At 74.2% G+C, this 22,987-nt stretch carries 15 protein-coding genes and 1 pseudogene; 8 read left to right on the plus strand and 8 right to left on the minus strand.

Annotated features, from left to right (window positions below; translation table 11 throughout):
• The first annotated feature begins 31 nt into the window (after positions 1–31).
• The 5 genes from AB0424_RS27805 to AB0424_RS27825 all read left to right on the plus strand — a co-directional run bounded on the left by AB0424_RS27805 (position 32) and on the right by AB0424_RS27825 (position 7,891).
• A complete protein-coding gene (locus AB0424_RS27805; protein WP_366309345.1) occupies positions 32–937 on the plus strand; it encodes a carbohydrate ABC transporter permease in 906 nt (301 codons plus the stop codon).
• 24 nt (positions 938–961) lie between these two features.
• The gene (locus tag AB0424_RS27810; protein ID WP_366309306.1) at positions 962–1,993 is read left to right on the plus strand and encodes a hydroxyacid dehydrogenase; all 1,032 of its coding nucleotides are present in this window, start codon (positions 962–964) and stop codon (positions 1,991–1,993) included.
• 111 nt (positions 1,994–2,104) lie between these two features.
• Positions 2,105–4,120: a hypothetical protein gene (locus tag AB0424_RS27815; RefSeq protein WP_366309307.1), complete on the plus strand. Its 2,016-nt coding sequence runs from the start codon at positions 2,105–2,107 to the stop codon at positions 4,118–4,120.
• A 205-nt stretch (positions 4,121–4,325) separates the two neighbouring features.
• Positions 4,326–5,363, plus strand: a complete 1,038-nt coding sequence (locus AB0424_RS27820) for an ROK family protein (RefSeq protein ID WP_366309308.1) — start codon at positions 4,326–4,328, stop codon at positions 5,361–5,363.
• A gap of 152 nt (positions 5,364–5,515) precedes the next feature.
• The gene (locus tag AB0424_RS27825) at positions 5,516–7,891 is read left to right on the plus strand and encodes a SpoIIE family protein phosphatase (protein WP_366309309.1); all 2,376 of its coding nucleotides are present in this window, start codon (positions 5,516–5,518) and stop codon (positions 7,889–7,891) included.
• A 132-nt stretch (positions 7,892–8,023) separates the two neighbouring features.
• On the opposite strand, the gene AB0424_RS27830 is transcribed toward AB0424_RS27825, so the two are convergent.
• The 5 genes and pseudogenes from AB0424_RS27830 to AB0424_RS27850 all read right to left on the minus strand — a co-directional run bounded on the left by AB0424_RS27830 (position 8,024) and on the right by AB0424_RS27850 (position 15,163).
• On the minus strand, positions 8,024–8,698 hold the full coding sequence (locus tag AB0424_RS27830) for an alpha-ketoglutarate-dependent dioxygenase AlkB (RefSeq protein WP_366309310.1): 675 nt from the start codon (positions 8,696–8,698) through the stop codon (positions 8,024–8,026).
• Between the two features lie 87 nt (positions 8,699–8,785).
• Positions 8,786–11,455, minus strand: coding sequence for a DUF6185 family protein (locus AB0424_RS27835; protein ID WP_366309311.1), 2,670 nt, complete (start codon positions 11,453–11,455; stop codon positions 8,786–8,788).
• A gap of 212 nt (positions 11,456–11,667) precedes the next feature.
• On the minus strand, positions 11,668–12,285 hold the full coding sequence (locus AB0424_RS27840; protein ID WP_366309312.1) for a TOPRIM nucleotidyl transferase/hydrolase domain-containing protein: 618 nt from the start codon (positions 12,283–12,285) through the stop codon (positions 11,668–11,670).
• Between the two features lie 710 nt (positions 12,286–12,995).
• Positions 12,996–13,553 (minus strand): annotated as a pseudogene (locus tag AB0424_RS27845) (pyridoxamine 5'-phosphate oxidase family protein); the annotation flags it as partial.
• Between the two features lie 89 nt (positions 13,554–13,642).
• Positions 13,643–15,163: a globin domain-containing protein gene (locus AB0424_RS27850; RefSeq protein WP_366309313.1), complete on the minus strand. Its 1,521-nt coding sequence runs from the start codon at positions 15,161–15,163 to the stop codon at positions 13,643–13,645.
• Between the two features lie 369 nt (positions 15,164–15,532).
• Between AB0424_RS27850 and AB0424_RS27855 the strand changes: the two genes are divergently transcribed.
• Entirely contained in the window at positions 15,533–17,104 is a 1,572-nt protein-coding gene (locus AB0424_RS27855) for a carbohydrate-binding protein (protein ID WP_366309314.1), read from the plus strand.
• A gap of 65 nt (positions 17,105–17,169) precedes the next feature.
• Here AB0424_RS27855 and AB0424_RS27860 read toward each other — a convergent pair whose 3' ends face one another.
• The 3 genes from AB0424_RS27860 to AB0424_RS27870 all read right to left on the minus strand — a co-directional run bounded on the left by AB0424_RS27860 (position 17,170) and on the right by AB0424_RS27870 (position 21,398).
• Positions 17,170–18,069, minus strand: coding sequence for a YhjD/YihY/BrkB family envelope integrity protein (locus tag AB0424_RS27860; protein WP_366309315.1), 900 nt, complete (start codon positions 18,067–18,069; stop codon positions 17,170–17,172).
• 103 nt (positions 18,070–18,172) lie between these two features.
• Positions 18,173–19,678: a tetratricopeptide repeat protein gene (locus AB0424_RS27865; protein WP_366309316.1), complete on the minus strand. Its 1,506-nt coding sequence runs from the start codon at positions 19,676–19,678 to the stop codon at positions 18,173–18,175.
• A gap of 88 nt (positions 19,679–19,766) precedes the next feature.
• Complete coding sequence (locus AB0424_RS27870; protein WP_366309317.1) at positions 19,767–21,398, minus strand: CHAT domain-containing protein; 1,632 nt, start codon at positions 21,396–21,398, stop codon at positions 19,767–19,769.
• Between the two features lie 28 nt (positions 21,399–21,426).
• On the opposite strand from AB0424_RS27870, the gene AB0424_RS27875 reads away from it, so the two are divergent.
• A complete protein-coding gene (locus tag AB0424_RS27875; RefSeq protein WP_366309318.1) occupies positions 21,427–21,816 on the plus strand; it encodes a hypothetical protein in 390 nt (129 codons plus the stop codon).
• Positions 21,817–22,627: 811 nt separating this feature from the next.
• On the plus strand, positions 22,628–22,984 hold the full coding sequence (locus tag AB0424_RS27880; protein ID WP_366309319.1) for a hypothetical protein: 357 nt from the start codon (positions 22,628–22,630) through the stop codon (positions 22,982–22,984).
• The last annotated feature ends 3 nt before the right edge of the window (positions 22,985–22,987 follow it).

Raw genomic sequence — 22,987 nt, forward strand, 5'->3', positions numbered from 1 at the left:
CACCCCCGCCCCCGTCGTGGCCGCGTCCCCGATGACGCCGCCGCTCCGGCCCGTGCCCGCCCCGCGTCCCCGCCGCCGGAAGCGGCCGAGTCCGTCGGCCCTGCTGTCCCGCACCGGCGTCACCGCCGTCCTCGGCCTCGCCACTGTCTACACGCTGGCGCCCCTGACGTGGCTTCTGCTGTCCTCCACCAAGAGCCGCGACGACCTCTTCGGCACCAACGGCTTCGCCCCGGGCCGCGAGATGCGCCTGACGGAGAACCTGGGGCACCTCTTCACCGCAGACGGCGGCGTCTACCTGCGGTGGATGGCCAACACGGTGCTGTACGCGGGTGTCGGCGCCCTGCTGGCCGCCGTGTTCGGCGTCGCGGCCGGCTACGCCTTCGACAAGCTGGACTTCCCCGGCAAGGAGAGGCTGTTCTCCCTCGTGCTGCTCGGCGTGATGGTCCCGGGCACCGCCCTGGCGATCCCGCTGTACCTGCTGGCCGCCGAGGCCGGCCTCGTGAACACCTTCTGGAGCGTGTTCCTGCCGGGGCTCGTGTTCCCGTTCGGGGTCTACCTGGCCAGGGTGTTCAGCGCGGCGTACGTGCCCGACGAGGTCCTCGAAGCGGCCCGGATGGACGGAGCCGGCGAGTTCCGCGCCTTCTGCCGGATCGCCTTCCCGATGCTCGCGCCCGGCTTCGTGACCATCTTCCTGTTCCAGTTCACGCAGATCTGGAACAGCTTCTTCCTCCCCCTGGTCATGCTCTCCGACCAGGACCTCTACCCCGTGAACCTCGGCCTGTACGTGTGGTACTCCTCCGCCCTCTCCCAGGGCCACCCCGAGGACTACCTCCTGGCCGTCGTCGGCTCGCTGGTGGCCGTGGCCCCGCTGATCGCCGTCTTCCTGATGCTCCAGCGGTTCTGGAAGTCCGGCATGACCGCCGGCGCCGTCAAATAGACCGCCCCGACGAGGAGTCCGACCATGACCCCGACCCCTGACCCCGCCGTGCCCGTGCACCGCCGCCCCCGCGCGCTGTTCGCCATGGCCCGGCACCACCGGGACGCCCTGTTCCCGCCCGCCGAGACCCGACGCCTCCTCGCGTCCGTCGACATCGACCCCGACCATGTCTCCCAGGACCTCTGCCGCGAACCCGCCCTGGAGGAGGCCGAGATCCTCGTCACCTCCTGGGGCTGCCCGGTCGTCGACGAGGAGGTGCTGGCCCGCGCTCCCGCCCTCAAGGCGATCGTCCACGCGGCGGGCAGCGTCAAGCATCATGTGACCCCAGCCTGCTGGGAGCGCGGCATCGCGGTGTCCTCCGCCGCCGCGGCCAACGCCGTACCGGTCGCCGAGTACACGGTCGCCGCGATCCTCTTCGCCAACAAGCGCGTCCTGGACATCGGCGCGCTCTACCGCCGGCACCGGGCACCGCTCGACTGGTCGCGGCTCTACCCCGGGTTCGGCAACCACCGCCGCACCGTCGGCGTCGTCGGCGCCTCCCTCGTCGGCCGCAAGGTCCTCGAACTCCTGCGGCCCCACGACCTCGACCTGCTCCTCTCCGACCCCCATGTCGACCCCGTCCAGGCCGCGGGGCTCGGGGCGCGGCTGGTCGAGCTCGACGAACTGGTCGCGGCGTCGGACGTGGTGTCGCTGCACGCGCCCGCGCTGCCGGAGACCCGCCATCTGCTGGACGCGCGCAGGCTGTCGCTGATGCGCGACGGGACCACGCTGGTCAACACGGCCCGCGGATCCCTCGTCGACACCGAGGCCCTCACCGCGCAGGCAGTGGCCGGGCGCCTCCACGCGGTCATCGACGTCACCGAACCGGAGGTGCTGCCCACCGCCTCACCGCTCTACTCCCTGCCGAACGTGCTCCTGACGCCGCACATCGCCGGGTCCCTGGGCGGCGAGCTCCTCCGCATCAGCGGCAGCGCCCTCGACGAGGTCGAACGCTACTGCTCCGGACGGCCCTTCGCGCACCCGGTGCACCACGCCGCCCTCGCCACCTCGGCCTGACCGCCGGACGGACCACCGCGCGTCGCCGACCCGGCCCTCGTGCGCGGAGGCCGCCGAGCCACCGCCTCGTACCCCCTTCCCCGTCACACGATCACGATCCGAGGAGTCCCCATGCAGCACCCTCCGTCCATGGACCGGCGTCAACTGCTGCGGGCGGGCGGGGCCTTCGGGCTCGCCGCCGCGGCGGCGCCGCTGCTCGCCGCCCCGGCACGGGCCGCGGGCGGGACCCTCTCCACCACCGTCACCGACCTGGGCCCCGCCCTCGTGCAGTTCGCGCTCATGAGCGGCGTCACGGTCGGCGACACCGTGTACATCGGGTCCCGCAACCTCAGCCCCACCCGGCTGATCGCCCTCCACCTGCCGACCCGCCGGGTGACGGCCGTGACCGACCTCGGCACGGGCCACTCGGTGCAGGCCCTCGCCGTCGACCCCACCGGCAGGTACCTGTACGCCGGCGTCCTCACCAAGGCCGACGAGGGGCTGCCGAACCTCTTCCGCTGGGACCTGACCACACCCGACAAGCCCGCCGTGCCCGTCGGCCGGACCGAGGACAGGGACGTCCGCGAGCTCGCCGTGGCCCCCGACGGCACGGTGTACGCCGTGGGCGGCGTCCCGGGGAAGGCCCCCGCGCTCTGGATGTACGACCCCGGAACCGGGACCGTCACCAAGCTCGGCGTCCCCGACCCGAACGCCACCCTCGCCAGGGCCGTCGCGGCCACGGACACCACCGTCTTCTTCGGCGCGGGCAGCGTCCTGGCCGGCGGGGACGGGGCGAGCAAGGCATCGCTCTACGCGTACGACCGGGCCGGGCGCACCTTCACCGACGTCACGCCCGCCGAGATGCGGAAAGATCCCAGCCTGCGCGAACTCGCCGTCTTCGGCGACCGGCTCGTCGTCGGCACCTCGGCGTCGACCGAGCGCGCCAGGCTCGCCGTGATGGACCTCGCCGACCTCTCCTCGTACACGGTGACGTCCACCGCCGGGACCGTCGTCAAGAACCTGGCGACGGACGGCGAGCGGATCTACTTCGCCGGCGAGGGCGGGCTGCACACCTACACCTTGAGGACCGGAACCGTGGCCCCTCTCGTGCACGACGGGCCCGACCTGGGCGAGATCTGGGGGCTGGACCACACCGGCGGCACCCTGACCGTGGTGTCCGGCTATGGCTTCGTCGGCGAGATCGCCACGGCCTCCGGTGCCTGCGTCGTCACCGACCTCGGCGCGGCGGGCGCGCCCGTCAGCCCGCAGACCGCCATGGGGATCGCCGCCGACGGCTGCCACGTCTACGTCGGCGGGAACAACGTCATCGCGCGCCACGACCTGCGCACCGGATCCGTGGCCAACCTCCGCGCGCCGGGCGAGGCGAAGGACGCCGAGCTGCTGGACGGGGTGCTGTACACCGGCCAGTACAGCGGGCAGGGGATGTGGACGTACGACCCCTCCTCCGACGCGCAGCCCCACCGGCTGGCGGCCTTCCCGAGCGAGCAGAACCGCCCGCTCGACGTGTCCTTCGACCCGGTCAACCGGCTCCTGCTGGTCGGCGCGCAGTCCGACACCGAGGGCGGCGGGTCCCTGTGGACGTACGCGCCGGGAAGCGGCGCGAAGGCGGTGTACGTCAACCCGGTCGACAGGCTCCAACCGGTGCGCGCGGTCGCCTCCCGGGAGGGCGTCGCCTACCTCGGCGGCGACAACCCCACGGCACAGGGTCCGCGTGGCACGCTCGTGGCCTTCGACCCGGTCGCCGGGCACGAGTCGTGGCGCCTCGACCTGCCCTTCGCGACCGGGGTCGCGGCCCTGGCCGTCCGCGGCCGGCACCTGTACGGCCTCACCCGCCGAGGCGGCTTCTTCGTCGTCGACGTGCCGCTGCGCCGGCTGATCCACACCGCCGACGTCCGTCCGCTCTGTCCGGGCTTCGCGGCCATGACGACCAGCCGCGGCGTGGTCTACGCCGTCTCCGACACGACCCTCTTCCGCTTCCACCCGAAGACGTTCGCCGTCACCACGGTCGTCGCCGGGATCGACGGCGCCTGGTACAGCGGCCCGCACGTCGGCGTCGACGGCCACGGCCGCCTCTACACGCTGCGCGGGCACCACCTCGTCCGCGTCGACGACCGACCGGACCGCTGAACGACCACCGGCCACCCGACGCACGCCGGTCGCCGGGCGGGCGCCGACCTCGCCGGGTGGCCGGTCCTGACGTCGCCGGGTGGCCGGTCCCGGCCTCGCCGGACGGCCGGACCCCGTCCCTCCGAAATGCCGGTCCCGGTCCCGCGGTCCCTCCGGACCTGAGGCGCCCCGCCCTCCGGCCGTCCCTCCCGAGGAGTCTTCCCCCATGCCCACCCCCATGACGTCCGCCCCGCGGGGCGTGGCCGACGGGCCCGAGTGCGTCGTGGCGCTCGACGTCGGCGGCACCTGCATGAAGGGCGCCCTGCTCGACCGCGCTCTGCGCCCGCTGCACACCGTGCGCCGGGCGACGCCCCGGCGGTCGGGTCCGGAGGCGGTGGTCGAGGAGGTCGCCGCCGTGCTGCGCGCGCTGGACGGGCACGCGGCCGGCCGCACACTGGCCGTGCGGGGCGCGGGCGTCGTCGTCCCCGGCATCGTCGACGAGGAGACGCGGACGGCGGTCCACTCGGTCAACCTCGGGTGGCGCGACCTGCCGCTCGGGGCCCTCCTGGAGGAGGCGACAGGACTGCACGTCGCCCTCGGACACGACGTACGGGCCGGTGGCGCCGCCGAAGGCCGACTCGGCGCCGCCCGGGGCGTACGGGACGCGTGGTTCGTGCCCGTCGGGACCGGCATCGCCGCGGCCCTGCTCTGCGACGGGCGGGCGCTCCGTGCCGGGGGCTACGCGGGCGAGCTGGGCCATGTCGTGGTAGACCCGGGCGGCGCACCGTGTGCCTGCGGCGGCCGGGGCTGCCTGGAGGGGGTCGCTTCGGCGGCGGCGGTCGCCGCGGCGTACGAGGCACGCACCGGGCGGGCGACCGGCGGTGCGGCCGAGGTGGCGGCGGCGGTCGTCGCCGGTGACCCCGACGCCCGCGTGGTGTGGGACCGGGCCGTCGAGGCCCTGGCCTCGGCGCTCGCCACGGCCGCGACACTGCTCGCGCCCGAAGTCGTGGTGGTCGGCGGCGGTCTCGCCGAATCGGGCGGTCTGCTGCTCGACCCGCTGCGCGCCGCTCTCGCCCGCCGTCTGTCGTTCCAGCGGCGGCCACGGGTGGTCCGCGCGGCGCTCGGCGACCGCGCGGGATGCCTGGGCGCGGGACTCGCCGCCTGGGACGCTGCGGACGGCGCGGCTTCGGCGACGCCCGGCGGCACGACGACGCCCCGTACCGACGACACGCCGGCATCGCTGTACAGCCAGGCCGCGTCGTGACGCTCTCCCCGCGCCCGGAGTCGTCGCGCGCCGCGGCGCCACGGCCGTCGGCCATTCGGAGGAGTACCGCGTGCCGAGGAGCGGGGAGCCGGGCAGAGTGGCATCGAGCGGCGATGCAGGCCGCCCAGGCGCCGAACGGAGTGTGGAGTCCGATGACACCCGGGAGCGACGACCCCCTCGACGCGGGGCATTCGGCCGGGCTCGTCGTGGACGCGAGGGGGACGATCCTCAGGTGCACGCCGGCCGCGGAGGGTCTCCTGAGGCGTACGGCGGCGGAGCTGCACGGCCGGCAGATCCGGGACCTCCTCGCGGTCCCCGAGACCTGGCCCGAGGTCCTCGAACAGCGTGACGGGGCGATCTGGGAGGGGCGTGCGGTGCTGGCCCCGGACAGCGGGGGCGAGGTGGAGTTCCGCGTCCTGCCGCTCGTCGGCGGGGAGGGCGCCGCGGGGGCTCGGGAGTTCCTGGTGCTCGGTGCGCCGCGCGCCCTGGTCGCGCAGTGGCGCCAGGGCCACGCCTTCATGCGGGAGCTGTTCCTCCAGGACCGCATCGGTCTCGCGGTGCTCGACAACGAGCTGCGGCTGGTGCGGACGAACACCCATCTCCTGCCCTACTCGGGCGTGCCGGCCGAGCTGTACGGGGCCCGGCTGGGCGACTTCCTCAGGGAGTCGGACGCCCGGGTGATCGACACGCGCCTGCGGGAGGTCCTGACGACGGGCGTCCCCCTGGTCGGGCTGGACGTGGAGGTCCACACGCAGGTCGAGGCCGGCGCGGGGCGGACCATGACGCTCTCGGCCTTCCGACTCCAGGGGGCGCAGGGGGTCGTCATGGGCGTCACGGCACTCTTCGTCGACGTGACGGACCAGCGGCTCTCGCGCCGCCGGCTCGATCTGCTGCACCGGGCCACGACCGTGCTCAGCACGAACCTCTCCGCCGAGGAGATCACCCGGGACCTGGCCGACGTCCTCGTCCCGGCGCTCGCGGACGTCGCGGTCGTCGACGTGGCCGAGGCGGTCTTCACGTACGAGGAACCGGCTCCCGAGCACCACGACGACCACACGCTGCGCCGCGCGGCGGTGGCCGGCCCCTCCCCCGGCGGGTTCACGCCCGGTGTGATGGTCGAGGTCGACACGGGCGGGATGCTGTCGGGCCGGGTGTGGTCGCACCGCTCGGAGGAGGGCGTCGGTCCGGCCGACGCGCTCGGCCTGGTGCACGGGATGAGCGCGTGGCTGCGCGCACGGGGGTCGCTGCTCGGCCGCATCCGGGTCGGCCGTGGCGCCGACCGACCGCCGTTCAGCGGCGACGACCTCGCCCTGCTGGAGCAGATCGCCTCCCGGACCGCGCTGGTCGTGGACAACGCGCGCCGCTACGCCCGCGAGCGGAACGCCGCGGTCGGCCTGCAGCGCAGCCTGCTGCCGTCGTCGACGACCGACACCTCCACGGTGCGCACGGCGAGCGTCTATCTGCCGACGGACACCGCGACGGGGGTCAGCGGCGACTGGTTCGACGTCATCCCGCTGTCCTCCGCCAGGGTCGCGCTGGTCGTCGGCGACGTGGTGGGGCACGGCCTCCAGGCCACGGCGACGATGGCGCGCCTGCGGACCGCCGTGCGGACGCTGGCGGATCTCGACCTCGAACCCGACGAACTGCTGACGCACCTCGACGACCTCGTGTCCCAGTTCGCGATCGACGCCGACGGCGCAGCCCAGGCGATGCGGCCCCCCGGCACCGAGATCGCCTTCGGCTCGTTCGGCGCGACCTGCCTGTACCTGACGTACGACCCCGTGACACGGCAGTGCCTGGTGGCCAGCGCGGGGCACCCGCCGCCCGTGCTGGTGGCGCCGGGCGGCAGCGCCGCGTACATCGACCTCAGTCCCGGCCCTCCCCTCGGGGTCGGCGGTCTGCCGTTCGAGCCCGCCGAGATCGAGGTGACGGACGGCAGTGTCCTGGCCCTCTACACGGACGGCCTGATCGAGCGCGGTCACGCCGATCTCGACGAGGGAATGGCCGCCCTGCGGCAGACCCTGTCGGCGGCGCTCGTCCCCGGCCGCCCCCTGGAGGAGATCGGTCCCGAGGTGGTCAGGGGGCTGGTGCCCGGGCCCCTGTCGGACGACGTGACCCTGCTGCTCGCGTCGGTCCGCGGGGTGCCCGCGGGGGACAGCGCCTCCTGGGCCTTCGCCGCGGATCCGTCGGTGGTGTCCGAGGCACGCGCGCGCGTGCTGCACCAGCTGTCGTTGTGGGGCCTGGACGAACTGGCCTTCACCACCGAGCTGGTGGCCAGCGAGCTGGTCACCAACGCCATCCGGTACGCGGGCGGCCCCATCGTCCTGCGGCTGATCCGCGCCGCCTCGCTGATCTGCGAGGTCTCCGACGGCAGCGGCACCCAGCCCAGGATGCGCCGCGCCCACGCCACGGAGGAGGGCGGCCGCGGTCTCTTCCTGATCGCCCAGCTCACCGACCGGTGGGGCAGCCGTTACACCCGCTCGGGCAAGACCATCTGGACGGAGCAGGCCCTCCCGCCGCAGCCGTGACGTCAGGCCGCGGGACGGCGGACGACCGCTCGTCGCCCTGCCCCACGCGGTCGGGCCCCGGCTCTGCCGGACCCGTCGTCCGCGCCGGGACCGGCCGGGCGGCGGCGGCCCGAAGCCCCCTCCGCCCCCGTGTCAGCGCACCCCGCGGGGCCTGAACTGGACGCTGATGCGCGGCCCCACCGCACGACTCGTCTTGGGTACGGCGTGCTCCCAGGTCCGCTGACAGGACCCGCCCATCACCACGAGGTCTCCGTGCCCCAGCGGCAGCCGCAGCGCCGTCGGGCCTCCGGCCCGGGGACGGAAGGCCAGGTCCCGCGGATCACCGAGGGACAGGATGGCGACCATCGTGTCCTGCGTGGCGGAGCGCCCCGTCCGGTCCCCGTGCCACGCGACGCTGTCCCGTCCGTCGCGGTAGAGACAGAGTCCTGCCGTCGCGAAGGGCTCGCCGAGCTCGGCCGCGTAGTGCCCGCTCAGCGTCTCGCGCGCCTCGGCCAGGGCCGGGTGCGGGAGCGGCATCCGCTCCCCGTAGTGCGCCAGCAGCCGCGGCACCGCGACCACGCTGTCGTACATCTCCCGCTCCTCCGCCCTCCACGGCACCCGCCCCACCAGCGCCTCGAACAGCGCGTCCGCCCCCTCCACCCACCCCGGCAACCTGTCGACCCACGCCCCCGCCCCCAGCTCCGTCCGCCACAGCCCGCCGAGCGGGCCGCACCGGATGTCGTCCCCCTGATCGAACAGGGACCCCTGAAGTCCGCGCAGGTCGGGCAGCTCGGGCGTGGCGGGCAGATCGGATCGTGCAGCGGTCATGGGTCCAGCGTAGACCAAGAACCGAACATGTGAGCGAATCCAGGTCGACGACAGGGCCCCGCTGCGGGGCAGGCCGCCTCTGACTCCCTACTTCGGGTCGACCGGCTCCGGCGCGGCAGCAGGTTCCGCGATGAACTGCCAGATGCTGATCATGGCTACGAGCTGGGCGACGAGATAAGCGAGTTGCAGGGAGTAGTAGCGCATCTGGTAGACGGACAGGAGAAGGCCCAGGCGGCTCTGCCAGTAGCGCCTCTCACCTCGGAACGTGTCGAAGTCGACGGCGATGCCCGTCACCGTCAGGACGAAAAGCATGGCCGACACCGCAAGCGCGAGGCCGGCGGTGCTCTCATCAGTGAACTGGAGGACCAGCACGTCGGCAGCGATCGGGACAGCGAAGGCCAAGGTCAGCGGCAGGGCTTTGGCCGCTCCCCGCTGTCCTGGCAGCAGACGCCACAGAGCACCCATCACGAACGCCGCCCCCGCCCACGTCGCCATCCATCCGACGAAGTCGATGCCCAACGAGAGGAATCCGTACGGGTCGCCGAGCGTCGACTCCCCGGCCTCTCCTCGGACACGCCAAACCCACATCATGAGCAAGGACGCCGGCACCGCGGGAATGAGGGCGAGTCGTGCACAACGACTGCCGTTGGCCCACCACGTGTCGCGCGGCCCCAGGGCCAGCGCCGCGTCCACCACCGACACCCTGGCCGGAAGCCTCTCCTGGCCTCCTGGTGCAGGCCATTCGTGCAGCTCGTTCAGACGCTGTTCCAGGTCGCTCCGCTTGGGCGGTTCGTCACCGAACATCCCTTGGTCCAGCCGGCGCAGTTCGGCGTGGATCTCACGATAGGAGCGGGCCCTCTCCAGGAAGGCCGCACGGGCAGTGGGGCCAACGGCAGTCGCCAGAGGCAGCCCGGATGGTTCGAGGGGCTGGGCAAGGGCCGAGCGGCCGGCGAACGGCGCCACGAACGCGTACAGACACAGCATGCCGAGCGGTATCCACAACACGGTGAACAGTGCGCTGCCCACATAAGTGCCGCCGCCCCCGAGCGGAACCACGACCGCGAAGAAGGTGAGGAAGAGAAGGCGGTCCGCCCGCTGGTCGAGCGGGGATACATCGGTCTCCGACTGCCACGTGCGCAGGACAGCGAGTGCTGCGACCCCGGTCAGCATCCAGGTCGTCCATGAAAGCCACTCCTGGCCGCTGGAAACGGACCCGACCGCATCCCACAGGAAGTCGTTCTCGTGGTCGGCCCCGTAATCGGGGACGCTTCGGTCGCTGAGCCAGGACACCCTCTGCCAGGTACGTTCCTCGGTAAGGACGTACCAGACCGCCACCAGCACGGTCCAGGCGAGCACTGCGGGGCCCGCGACGCGGAGACGAAACCTTCTGGCACTTCCCGGGGAGACGCGGCTCGCAGGCAGCAGGCCCCCGTCGCGGGCAAGCCGCCACAACACGGCTGCGAAGGCCAGGGAAAACAACATGAACAGGCAGGCGGAGGCGCACCCTTGGGCTGCCAGTGCCAAGCCGGACCACTCGAACAGAGTGTCCCGGCCGAGACCGAACCAGCTTGGCCGCAGTGCCACCAGTGCCGGAGGCAGCGCGAGCACGCCCACCGCCGCCCAGACACGCCGAGACGGCCGGGCGACGCTGAACAGCACAGCGACGGCAGCGAGAGCGAAGGCATGGTCGCGGAGGGCTCGCTCATCCGGCCAGACCACCGCCTGATGCAGTTCCAGAAGGCGTTCGAGTACGGAGCGCCCTTGCGTCAACAAGACCACTCCGGCCAGTCCCACCGCCCAGGCAGCGAGATTCCGCAGGGTGGCGTCCTGCTCCGCCGTGGGAGCGGTGGGACGTCTGCGGTAGAGGACGGCAGCGTGAAGCATGAGCACGACGGTCACGGCTGCGGTGAGGAACGTGCCCATCCGGTTGAGCGCGTTACTCACCGACGTGTTGCCCTGGGCCGCCCATGACCTCTGCCAGGCGGGGTCAAGCGAGACGGCGACCGCAGGTACCGGGGTGGTCGCCGTCTCGCCCGTCCCGGCCCCACCTCCTGGGTTCGTCCCGCCCGAAGGCTTCTCGGCCCTCGCCTTGGCCTCGGCTGCGGCCTTCGCCTTCGCTTGCGCCTTGACCTTGGCCGCGTCGGGGTACCACAGCAGAGCGGTTCCTCCCTCGCCCGCGTCCGGTGCCGGGGACGCCGCCTCTGCGCCCGGCTTGCCCGGATCCACCTTGACCTCGGTCCAGTGCGCGCCGACGAGAGCAGCCGGCGGCATCAGCTTCGCCGTCCATCGCCCGACACCCGCGCGGATCTGCCAGGCCCCCACGGTGATCGGCTGGTCCGCCGTGTTGACCCAGGTGTGTGTCCGGTCGACGACCTTCACACCGCCGCCCTTGACGGACGTCACCGCTGGTGGGCCCTGGCGGTACTCCGACCAGTTCCGCTGCTGGCCGGGAGTCGTCCGGGTGAGACAGGACATGGCCAAGATGTAACGGGAGCTCTCCTCGCTCAGCAGGAGGTCCTGGGTGAGAGGCCAGTTTCCGGGAACCTCGACGGTCAGTTCACTGAGCACCTTGGTGTAGGTGCGTCCTCCGTGCTCCAGCCGTATCCACGTCCTCACGCGCGCATCGGCGAGACCGGCGGGGTGGCACGCTGCGGCCCGCTCGGAGGAACGAGGGGCCGCCTGAGCGGCCGTGGCGGTCGACAGCAGCGAGAGAAAGAAGGCCAGCAGAATCGATATGCATGACATCGATCGCACCACGCGACGACTGTTCAACGAGCTGCCCCCAGACCGGATTCCGCGAGGGGCCATCATGACGCATGACCGACGACCGCACGTGAGGGCGCCTCAGGTGCGCGGGCCGTCCGGGTCGGGAAAGGCGACCCCCAGGCGCTGGACCCCCTCGCCCGCGCCGTGACCCGTGTGGAGATCGGTCGCCCGCACACATGTCGACTCCCCCATGCGGCCGTGGCTCACACGCTCGCCAGCAGGTCGTCCAGCGGCGCCGGGACCTGTCCGGGGCCGAGGGCCTGGACCAGGAGGGTGCCGTAGCGGATCTTGCGGCCCTTCTTGGTGCCGAGGAAGCGACGGAGTTGCCCGTGGCGGGGGCGGGTGAGCTGGGCGGGCTGCTGGAGGAAGGTCTGCCAGGCCCGGAGGTCGCCCTCGGCGGCGATGATCTCCTCGACCGCCTGCGTGCCGAGGGCGCGGATGAGTTCGTCCTCCAAATCGGCGGCGCAGACGAAGAAGTCGCGGTGGGGGGCGCCAGCGCGCAGGAAGGCGCGCTCGTAGTAGGACTGTTCGCGGTCGTCACACAGTCCCGTGAGGCGCAGGCCGAGCCCGGGCGGCCCGAGGAGGGCGGCGTAGCGGGCGACGTTCATGGCTCCGCCCATCGAGACGACGGCGACGCCTTCCCCGGCGAGGTCACGGCCGCGGCGGGCGGCCAGCGCGTCCACGGCCGCGAGGTCGCTGAGTCCCTCCAGGAGCACCGCCGTACGCAGGCCGAGCCCCTCGGCCAGGTCCCGCGCCGCATCGCCGGGGCCGCCGGCCGCCCAGCCTCCGATCTCGTCCTGGAACGTCCTCGTGTCCGTCATGAGGCGAGTCTGCACGGGCACCGCCCGGTGCCGCACCGCAGATTCACCTCGGTCCTGGCGGGCGAGGGGCCCTCCTGGACGGATCCGACGCATCGTGCCGGGCGGGCTGCGCAGCCTCGATCCGCCCGGACGGCCGACCACGGGGACAGACTCGTCGCCGCGCCTGCTCAGGCGGAGTCGTCGCGGTGGAACCAGCCGGTGAAGGGCTCCGGGGCGCGGTCGGATCCTGCCCCGCCGGAGATGTGGGCGGCCGTTCCGGCGCACCGCTCGGCTCGTGCGAGGGTCCGCTCGACCTCGGCACGCCATGTCGCCGCGTCCGGGCGGGACCGCGGAACCGGACTGAGGCGGGTGGACGGAACCGGACCGGGGGCGGGAGGCGCCACCGGGATCGGAGGCGCGACCGGCATCGGAGGCATGGCCGGCGCGGGAGGGACGGCCCGTGCGGGAGATACGACCGAAGCGGGAGCAGCAGTCGGCGCAGAGGGAATGGCCCGGGCAGGAGGCCGGGTCGGGGTGCCAAGCCGAGGGGGTTCGGGGGCGGGCGCGGGAGGGAGGACCGGGCGGACGGCGAGGAGCGGGTCCGGGGGCGCGAGAGGAGGTGGGAACGGAGCGGCGGCGTGGAGGGGGTCACGGGTCGAGAGGGGAGGCGCGGCCGGGGCGGCCTCCGGGAGCGGGGCCGGAAGGGGAGGTGTGGCCGGGCGCCGTGTGGCCGCGTCGGCGGCCGCGCCGAAGAAGTCGCCGCCCTTGCGCTTGGGGTCGTCGGTCCCCCACGCGCGGCCGGTGGCTCCGCCGCGCGGGGCCTTCTGGAGGTGCGGGATGTGCTTGGCGCAGTGGATGTACGCCTCCTCGACGGTGACGACCACCCACACGAGGGCACGGCGGCCGGGCACCTCGTCGGCGGGGAGCCAGGGGTGGTCCCGGCGCATGAGGTCGTCGGGCACGGTCCTGGCGCGGCCGTTGACGTGGAGGCCGATGCGGTCGCGGAGGAAGTCGACCATGAGGATGCCGACCTGCGGGTTCTCCTCCATGTTGCCGAGGCTGGCGTGGACACCGTTGCCCCGGTACTCGGGGTAGGCGAGCGTCACGTCGTCCAGGACGTGGAGGAAGCCGGGCGGGCCGGCGCGGAAGGTGTTGTCGCAGGAGCCGTGCCGGTCGGCGGTGGCGAGGAAGAACATCTCCTGCCGGGCGACGAAGGCGCGCATCCGGAAGTTGAGCCGGTCGAGGACCTGCTCGTCGTAGAACCGGTCGGCGCGCTCCGTCGTTCCCATGCGCCGCTGGACGAGGTGCTCGCCGTCGCTGCCCGGACGGTCGTCGCGTGGGGGTGCCGTCCGGTGTCGTGCGGTCTGCCTCGAAGTGCTCAACTCGTCGCCCCGACCAGTTCCTCGATGGAGTCGTGCCGTATGCGGTGGGCCGGGACGCCGATCCCTCGCAGGGTGTCGACGCCGCGGCGGATCATTCCGGGTGGACCGGACAGGTACGCGTCGAAGGTGTGCCAGGGGCCGGAATCCCGGATGGCCTCGGGCAGTCCCCCGGCGAGGGGTCCGGCGTCGTCGACCACCGGGCGCACGGAGAGCCAGGGGTGCGAGCGCTGGAGCCGGAGCATGGTGTCGATGTCGTAGAGGCCGTGGTCGCGGCGGGCGCCGTAGAACACCTCGACGGAGCGGCGGCGGCCGTGCCGGGCCACGTCCTCGACCAGGGCCTTGATGGGCGCGATGCCGGTGCCGCCGCCGAGGCAGAGCAGCCCGTTGTCGGAGGTGTGGTCCACGGTCATGGAGCCGGAGGGGGGACCGAGTGTGACGACGTCGCCGGGGCGGGCGCGGTGGACGAGCGCGTTGGAGACCCAGCCGGCCGGGACGGCCTTGACGTGGAAGGAGAGCAGCCCGTCGGAGCGGGGGGCGGTGGCGAAGGAGTAGTGCCGCCAGATCCTCGGCCACCACGGGGTCTCCAGGGCCGTGTACTGCCCGGCGCGGAAGGCGTAGGGCCCGTCCGGTCTGACCGTGACGACCGCGATGTCCGCCGTGCGCCTCTCGTGGGCGACCACCTCGGCCCGCCACCAGGCGGGAGCCTTGGCCTCGTCCGCCGCAGCCGCGTCGATCATGATCTGGGAGATCGTCGTGTACGCGGAGACCCAGGCCGCCTCGGTCTCCGGGCCCCAGCTCCGCGGCGCGTAGCGGGCGAGGGCGCCGAGCAATGCCTCGCCCACGGCCGGGTAGTGCTCGGGCCGGGTCCCGTACTTGCGGTGCCCGCGGCCGAGGTCGGCGAGGTAGGCGGTCAGGGTGGCGGAGTCGTCCGCGTGGGTCGCGGCGGTGAGCAGGGCCTTGAACAACCGGTCGCGCTGGGCGTCCATGGCCGCCGGGAAGAGGTCGCGCAGCCCCGGGTGGCGGAGGAAGAGCAGGGCGTAGAAGTACGAGGTGACCCGGTCGGCGATGGGCTCGATCTCGGCCATCGTGCGCCGCAGCAGGGCCGTACCGGACGAGGGACGCGGCGCCGACGGGGGCGCCGACGCTCGGGAGGCCGCAGATGCCTGCGGGGGCACCGACGCACGGGGGCCCGCCGGTGTCCGCGAGGGCATCGGTGCGCGGGGTGCCGCCGGTGCCTGAGGGGTGCGGGGAGCGGTTCGGGGCGGTGGCGCGGAAGGTCCCGGGGAGCCGTGCCCGAACCAGCCACCGGGGCGGCCGTCGGCGGCGCCGGAGCCGTGGCCGCCGGCCGACGGAGGGGTCGGTGCTTCCATCGGTCTGCCTCGCCTCGCACGTGTCGGGTCGGTCTTCTCGCGGGGGCCCGGACGCGCCCCGCCACCATGGCGCCACCGGTCCGGCGACGGCCGGAGCGGCGAGCGGGCCCGACCATACCCCGGCCGACCGTCGACCGATCCGGGCACCGACGACCCTCACCTCACGGGCGTTTCCGCTGGTCAGGGCAGCTGTGGCGACGATCCGGAAGAGGTTTCTCCCCTTTCATCGACGCGCTCCCGGTCGTTTCGCCGACCGAAGCCTCACGCCGCGACCCGAACCCCTCCACATGTTCCCGAAGAGGTCTTCACGACTGAAGGCGGCGAGGGGTGCCGCCCCGGGAGAGCCGGGGGCGGGGGGCGGGTGAGAGGTCCACCCCCTGCCCATTTATTCAGACATGTGAACAACAGTCATGGACATAACCATTGACGCGTCCACGCCAGCACCTCTAGCTTCCGGAGAAAGCGCTTTCCCGTCCAGTCCCGGAACGCATCCATCCCCCCTCCTGGAGACCCCCGATGCATCTGCGACCCGTCACCGCCTGCGTGGGCCTGCTGGCAGGCACGCTCGTCGCCCTGTCGGCCCCCGCGGCCACCGCCGCGACGACCCTGTACGAGGCCGAGTCGTCCCCCGCGGTCTGCACCGGCACCCTCGACTCCGACTGGTCCGGATTCACCGGCAGCGGTTTCTGCAACGGCACCAACGCCACCGGCGCCTACGCCCAGTTCACGGTCGACGCCGCCACGGCGGGCACGGCCACGCTGTCGGTGCGTTTCGCCAACGGGACGGCCGCCGCGCGCCCCGCCGGGATCGCGGTCAACGGCACCACCGTGCAGACGCCGTCGTTCGAGGCGACCGGCGCCTGGTCCACCTGGGCCGCGAAGACCCTGACCGTGCCCTTGAACGCGGGCGCCAACACCGTCCGGCTCACCCCGACCACCTCCGCCGGGCTGCCCAACGTCGACTCCCTGAACGTCACGACGGCGGGCACCCCGCCGCCCACGGGCGGCGCGCTGTACGTCGCCCCGAACGGCACGGACGGCGCCGCCGGAACACAGTCCGACCCCACGACGCTCACCTCGGCGATCGCCCGCGTCGCCGCCGGCGGCACGGTCTACCTCCGCGGCGGCACGTACCGCCACTCCACGACCGTCACCGTCCCGGCCGGCAACGACGGGACCTCCGGCGCCCTGAAGAAGCTCGCCGCCTATCCGGGCGAGACCCCCGTCCTCGACTTCTCCGCCATGACCGAGGACCCGGCCAACCGCGGCCTGGCGCTGAACGGTTCGTACTGGCACGTCCTCGGGATCGTCGTCCAGCGGGCGGGCGACAACGGGATCTACGTCGGGGGCAGCAACAACGTCGTCGAGCGCACGGTCACCCGCCTCAACCGCGACACCGGCCTCCAGCTCGGCCGCATCGCCTCCACCACGCCCCGCGACCAGTGGCCGCACGACAACCTGATCCTGAGCGCCGAGTCGCACGACAACGCCGACTCCGACGGCGAGGACGCCGACGGATTCGCCGCCAAGCTCACCGTCGGCAACGGGAACGTCTTCCGCCACGCCGTCTCCCACCACAACATCGACGACGGCTGGGACCTCTACACCAAGCCCGACACCGGCCCCATCGGCACCGTCACCATCGAGGACTCCCTCGCGTACGACAACGGCACCCTCAGCGACGGGTCCCAGGCCGGCGCCGGCGACCGCAACGGCTTCAAGCTCGGCGGCGAGGACATCGCGGTCGACCACGTGGTCCGGCGCACGATCGCCTTCCACAACGGCAAGCACGGGTTCACCTACAACAGCAACCCGGGCCGGATGACGGTCTCCGACAACATCGGTGTCGACAACGCCCAGCGCAACTTCTCCTTCGACGCCGGCACCTCGGTCTTCCGCGGCAACACCTCCTGCCGCTCCGGCAGCGGGACGAACGACCGGACCCTCGGCGACGCCGACGCCTCCAACCAGTTCTGGTCCGGCGCAAACGGGTCCCGCTGCTCCGCGTACACCGGCGCCCTGACCTGGTCGTACGCCGCGGACGGCCGACTGGTCGTCGCCTTCGGCGGCCGCACGGTCACCTGGTGACACCCTCCCCCGCACCGTCGAGGGCCCCGCACCGTCGACGGCCCGGGCCCGTCGACGGTGCGGGGCTACCCGGACCGGCCGCGCCGCCCTCGCCGCCCGGTCCGCCCCGAAGGGGAAGGAGGCGGGGTGGGGCGTGGGCGGTCGGTGCCGAGGCGGTGGTTCAGGGGAGGTTCCTGGGCGAGGACGGCGCCGATGGTGAGCGAGAAGGTCACGGCGGCGCAGACGGCGATGAGCCAGGAGAGGAGGGTGAGGACGAGTCCGAGGGAGCCGTACTCGGCGAGGGCGCGGTCCAGGGCGTTCGGCATGTAGAGGCGTGCCGTGAGTCCGAGGACGGTGGTGGCGGCTCCGGCCAGGAGAGCGCCGGGAAGGAGGGGGAGCCAGGCGATCCGCCGGGCGAGCAGGAGGTGCTGCGTCCAGAGCCATACGCCGGTGCTGACCACGAAGTACACGGGCGTGCCCAGCCAGGCGCCGGCTCCGAATCCGTTCCGGATGGGGGCCTGGAGGAAGACCACGAGGACCAGGGCGAGCAGCCACACCGCCCACCGCCAGGCCGCGATCCGGGTGCCGGACTTGGGCAGGCCCCAGGCGCGTTCGCAGACCCGGGACATGGCGCGGCTGAAGCTGGTGGCCGACACGAGGGCGACGAGTGCGCCGACGACTCCGGTGGTCTCCCGCACCTCGTCGGAGCCGGACTGGTCGAGGACCTGCTGGAGCTGGTCGTCGGCCGCGCCGGAGAGCCCGAACATGGCGCGCAGGGACTCGGCGAGCTGCTGCCGCACCCCGAGCGAGGCGAACGCGGCGAGGGCGAAGAGCAGGGGGATCGCGGCGAGGAACGCCTGCGCCGCGAGCCGGGTCGCCGAGTCCAGCAGGTTCCCGCTCACCAGTCTCGCCGTCAGTTCCGAGAGCACGGGGAAGCGGCGCTCCGCCCCCGCCCGGATGCGCCGCACCCGGTTCGCCCACGACATCCCGCCTCCCGACCCCGCCACGACCGGTCCAGTCCCATGGGAAGGGGCCCCGCCGTGCCCGGCGAGTCCAGGAGGCCGTCCGGGGGAAGGGCGGGCGGAACCCTCACCCGCCCGGCACGGGGTCGGGCCCCTCCTCCGGGCCCGCCCCCGTGCCGTCCAGGAGGTCCAGGGCGGCCCGGGCGTCGTCGTCGCCGGCGCGGGCGGGCCCGCTGAGCCATGCGGCGACGGCCGCGAGGTCGGGACCGTCCGACGGCGGCGCCGGCGCGGGGGCCTCGACGGGGAGGTCGACGGTACGGAGCCACTGCTCGGCCTCGGCTCCCGCGCCCCTGCGGATCAGGGCCGTCACCAGGTTGAGCCGGGCCGCGGCGTGGCCCTGCTGCGCGGCGCGGCGCCAGAGCGGCTCGGCGCCCTCCCAGTCGTCGCGCTCGGCCAGGACGGCCCCGAGGCTGACGAGCGCGTCGACGTCGCCCTCGTCGGCCGCCCTGCGCCACCACTCCTCGGCGGCGGCCGTGTCCCCGCGCTGCCGCAGCAGGTTCCCGAGGTTGTTCATGCCGCCGGCGTCCCCCGCCTCGACGGCTCTGCGGTACTGCGCCTCCGCTCCGTCGAGGTCGCCGCGCTGCCGGAGCAGGACGCCGAGGTTGACGTGGGAGTCGACGTGCCCGGCGGCGACGGCGAGGCGGTAGTACCGCTCGGCCTCGGCGGTCTCGCCGGCCTCGGCCAGCAGCACTCCCACGGTGTGCTGCGCGGCGGGGTGCCCGGCGTCGGCGGCGCGCCGCAGGGACGGGAGGGCCTCCTCGGGGCCGTACTCCGCCAGGCGCATGAGGGCGATCCAGTGGAGGACCTCGGGGTCGCCGGAGTCGCGGGCGGCGGCGAAGTAGGTCCGGGCCGAGTTCCAGTCGCCCTCGTGGACGCTGAGGACGGCCATGGCCAGGTGCACGTGGGGGTGGCTGTCGTCGGTGTTGGCGAGGAGCAGGCGGGCCGCCCACTCGACGGCGGACTCGGAGGCGGAGGCGGACGCGTGCCCGCCGCCGGCGGGTCCGTTCTCTGCCGCGCCCCCGGCGGACAGGGGCGAGGTCTCTGCCGCACCCCCGGCGGGCAGGGGTCCCGTCTCTGCCGCGCCCCCGGCAGGCACGGGTCCCGTCCGGTCGGGGGACGGGGCGGATTCGGTGGCCGGTGCCGGCGGCGCCACGGCGGCCGCGCGCTCGGCGGCCGCGCGCAGGGCACGTGCTTCTTCCAGTGCCTGGCGGGCCATGACGTTGCCGGCTTCGGCGACCGGCCGGAAGTAGCGCTCGGCCTCGGCGTGGTCGCCCCGGTCCAGGCGGATGGTGCCCAGCACCACGGAGGCCATGGGGTCGCCGGCGGCCCGCGCGCGCTGGAGCCACTCCTCGGCCTCGGTCAGGGCGCCGCCGTTGCCGAGGCTGATGCCGTAGACGGTCATGGCCTTGACGTTGCCCGCCTCGGCGGCCTGGCGCGCGAGGTCCACGGTGATCGGGAGGCCGTACGTGTAGGCGGCCTCGACGAGTTCGTCCCTGGTCGGTCCCGTGCTGCCCCGCGTCGCCCGGCCGTCGTCGCTCCCGGGCCCCTTCCGTCTCCGCCACCACCTGCTCACGGCTCTCCCCCCCTCGGCGGGCCGACATCCGCCCGGACCGTCACGCCGTCCCGTGGTGTCACCCAACTCGCTTGCGTGGACCGCGTGTTCACGGTCCCACGTGAATGTACGCCGCCCACAGCGACGGTGTGGCCCGATAGCGGTCACGCATCTCGCGGACCGCGTCGTGGAGGGCGCGGGCGGCCCGCTCGGCGACCGGTCGGGGTGCGCCGAGGCCGGCGTAGACGCGCTCGGCGACGCGCAGGGACACCGTGTCGTCGATCTCCCACAGGGAACCCAGCACATGGCGGAACCCGGCGAGATGGAGGCCGCCGGCGAGGTGGAGGGCCTCGTCCATGGCCGCGAGACCGCCCCTGGCGGTGGTGCAGGCGGAGAGGTAGGCCAGTTCGGCCGCGGGCAGGTCGAGGCGGGAGACGCCGGCGACGGTGAGGGGGTGGTCGAGGTGGTCGTGCACCAGCAGGCGGCTGCCGGAGGCGACGGCGGGTTCGGCGGCGCCGTGACCGGAGAAGTGGAGCCAGGTGTGCTCCCCCAGCGCCGCGACCACGGCGTCGCGGGTGGCGTCCGCTCCGGTCAGCAGGCTCGCTCCGGTGAGCAGGGAGGCGACGGCGGCCGCCTCCGCGGCAGCCCCGGGGAGCGGCGGGACCGCGGGCGCGTCGGGCACGCCGACGACCAGGAAGGAGGGGGTGGCACGCCGTCCGGCGGGGCGGCGGCTCCGTACGAGGGCGTGGACGGTGGGGGCGTAGGACGAGACGACGCGGTCGAGCACCGTGCGTCCGGCTCGCTCCGCATGGTGGCCGGCGGCGTGGAGGGGGAGGAAGGCGAGCGGTCCGGTGGGGATCCACCAGAGGCGGGGAGGGCGGTCCCCGGCGGGGCCGGTGAGTCCCAGGGCGTCGAGTACGGGGCCGGTGACCGCGTCCCAGAGCCAGCGGAGGTGGCCGTCGAGCTCGTCCTCGGTTGCCAGTCGGGACAGGAGGTCGTCCTGGGCGGGCTCCCTCAGGCGGTGCAGGGCGCCGAGGAAGGCGACCGTCCGGGTGAGCGCGTCGGACAGCGTGAGTCCGGGCAGGGGGAGGGCATCGATTCCTTCCGCGGTGAGGACCAGGGCGTCGCAGCGGAGGCGACTGACGTTGACGAGGACGACGGGGCCCTCCGCGCCCGGCGGCGGGGACACGGCGGAGCGCCGGGGGCGCATGAAGTCCTCGCAGCCGGGGTGGGTACGGACCTCCGCGAGGAGGGCGTCCCATTCGGCCGCCCGCGCGTGCCGCCGGTCCGACGACACGACGTCGTCCACGGCGTCGAGCCGTGCCCGCAGCCATTCCAGCCGGTCGGCCGTCTCCGGTGCCCGTCGGCGGAGTTCGGCCAGTTCGTCGTGGTACCTCAGCCCCTGACCGAGCAGGACTCCGCGTCCCAGCTCCAGCAGGGAGAGTGCGCCGGCCGCGTCTCCGAGGGCCAGGGCGCAGGCGGCGGCGTCTCCCGCCAGGCCCCGGGTGTCGGCGAGCGCGTGCTCGGCGTCGGCGGGGGCGAGGTGGCGCGGGACGAGGGCGGGCAGTTGGGCGACGGCATGCCGGTACGCGGGCATCGCCTCCGCGGGCCGGCCCGCCTCCGTCTCCCCGCGGGCCCAGGCGTAGGCGGCCCGCAGCCGCAGGCGAGGCGGGGCGGCCGGGTGGAAGGCCGCGGTGCGCAGGGCGGCCGCGGCTCCGGTCCGCCCGCGGCGGCCGAGCACCAGCCCGAGTTCGAGGTGGATCCACCCGGTGAGCGGATGCGAGGGGGGGGAGTGCGGCGGCGGCCGTGCGCAACAGGCGCTCCGCGCGGTCCGCGTCGGCGGGCCGGCCCGTCCGCTCGTGCCGTTCGGCCAGCGCGGCGGCCAGCCCGAGCAGGGCGGCGGACCGCTCCGCCCGGTGGGACCCGCCCTCCGCCCCGTCGCCGCGGGCGGTGGCGACGGCGGCCTCCAGGGCGGCCAGCCGCGCCTCGAAGTCCTCGGCGCGGCCGCTTCGTTCGTACCGGACCTTCAGGACGTTCGCCAGGCCCTGCTGGAGCAGCGCGTGGTCGCGGTGGCCGGCCGGGGTGAGGGCGACGGCCTCGCGGTGGACCCCGACGGCCTCCGCGAGGTCGGCCGGGTCGCCGGTCCGTTCGTGACGTAGCCGCAGGGCGAGGCCGAGGTTGTGGAGCCTGCCCCCGCGGCCGTCCTCCTCGCCGGTCCCGACGGCCGCGCGGGCCACCCGTACCGCCTCCACGACGTCCTCCAGGCCCCCGACGCGATCGTGACGCTCGCGCAGGGCGGTGCCCAGGGCCGAGAGGATGCGCGCCCGGTCCGGATGCCCGGTGCCCGCGGCCTCCTCGGCCTCCCGCAGGACGGCGACAGCCTCGTCGAGGTCCCTCGGGCCGCCCTCTCGCTCGTAGCGCTGCCGAAGGGCCGTCGACCGCAGGAGGAGCGCGGACGCCCGCAGCGGTCTCAGCCGTACGGGGAGGGCGTCGACCGCCGCCTTCGTCGCCCGCAGCGCCTCGTCGAGGAGCGCCGGATCCGGGTCGCGCAGAGCGGCCTCGACGCTCTCGCCCGCTTCCAGGAAGAGGGCGGCCGGCCGCCGGCTCTCCTCCGGGTCCTCGCGCGTGCGGGGCGCCGCGCCCCCGGGTCCCGCACGCGTGGCGAGCCGCTCCAGGGCGGCGGCGACCGCCGCGTCCTCGCGCCCCTGCTCCGCGCCCAGCGCGAAGCTCCGGCAGAGGTGCACGTCGGCGATGGCCAGGACGGCCTCCGGGTCGGCCGAGGGATCGGGCACGAGGTTCATCAACTCCCCTACCCAGCCGAGGACGTGAGGGTCGAGTACGGCCGAGGCATCCATCGACGCCCGGTACCTGAGCACGCGGGCGGAGAGCGCCCGCACCAATTCGTCCCGCCTCGCAGGTGTCACGCGCGTACGGTACTCACCGGGGTCGACATCGATCGAGGGGACGTGGATGACGGGGGACGGATCCATACGACTCGCGCGCCTGTGCGAGCAGCTCGCCGCGATCCGCCGCGTCGCGGAGCACCGGGGGGAGCAGACCGCCCTGGACGCCGCGCTCACCGCGTTCCGGGCGAGCGGCGAAGCGGGCCGGCTCTCCGACACCGTGGACGAGCTCCTGCGGTCGTGGGGCGTCGCCCGGGGCCTCGGGGAGCTGCGCTCACCGGGCGGCGTGCTCCCCCACCTCGGCGGCGGGCACCCCGTGGAAGAGGCATGGGTGTGCCCGGTCGGCCGGTGCGACCGGGTGGTCCTCGACTGCGGCGGGAGCTGCGATCTGTTCGCCGCCCCCCTGCGCCTGGTGAGGCTGTGAGCC

The sequence above is a fragment of the Streptomyces sp. NPDC051180 genome (assembly GCF_040689545.1).
Taxonomy (GTDB): domain Bacteria; phylum Actinomycetota; class Actinomycetes; order Streptomycetales; family Streptomycetaceae; genus Streptomyces.

Excerpts from the sequence above, each read along its gene's own strand:
- AB0424_RS27855 (WP_366309314.1), top strand. The coding sequence starts at position 15,533 with ATGCATCTGCGACCCGTCACCGCCTGCGTGGGCCTGCTGGCAGGCACG.
- AB0424_RS27840 (WP_366309312.1), bottom strand. The coding sequence starts at position 12,285 with ATGACGGACACGAGGACGTTCCAGGACGAGATCGGAGGCTGGGCGGCC.
- AB0424_RS27830 (WP_366309310.1), bottom strand. The coding sequence starts at position 8,698 with ATGACCGCTGCACGATCCGATCTGCCCGCCACGCCCGAGCTGCCCGAC.
- AB0424_RS27820 (WP_366309308.1), top strand. The coding sequence starts at position 4,326 with ATGCCCACCCCCATGACGTCCGCCCCGCGGGGCGTGGCCGACGGGCCC.
- AB0424_RS27880 (WP_366309319.1), top strand. The coding sequence starts at position 22,628 with ATGACGGGGGACGGATCCATACGACTCGCGCGCCTGTGCGAGCAGCTC.
- AB0424_RS27825 (WP_366309309.1), top strand. The coding sequence starts at position 5,516 with ATGACACCCGGGAGCGACGACCCCCTCGACGCGGGGCATTCGGCCGGG.
- AB0424_RS27815 (WP_366309307.1), top strand. The coding sequence starts at position 2,105 with ATGCAGCACCCTCCGTCCATGGACCGGCGTCAACTGCTGCGGGCGGGC.
- AB0424_RS27860 (WP_366309315.1), bottom strand. The coding sequence starts at position 18,069 with ATGTCGTGGGCGAACCGGGTGCGGCGCATCCGGGCGGGGGCGGAGCGC.
- AB0424_RS27810 (WP_366309306.1), top strand. The coding sequence starts at position 962 with ATGACCCCGACCCCTGACCCCGCCGTGCCCGTGCACCGCCGCCCCCGC.
- AB0424_RS27805 (WP_366309345.1), top strand. The coding sequence starts at position 32 with ATGACGCCGCCGCTCCGGCCCGTGCCCGCCCCGCGTCCCCGCCGCCGG.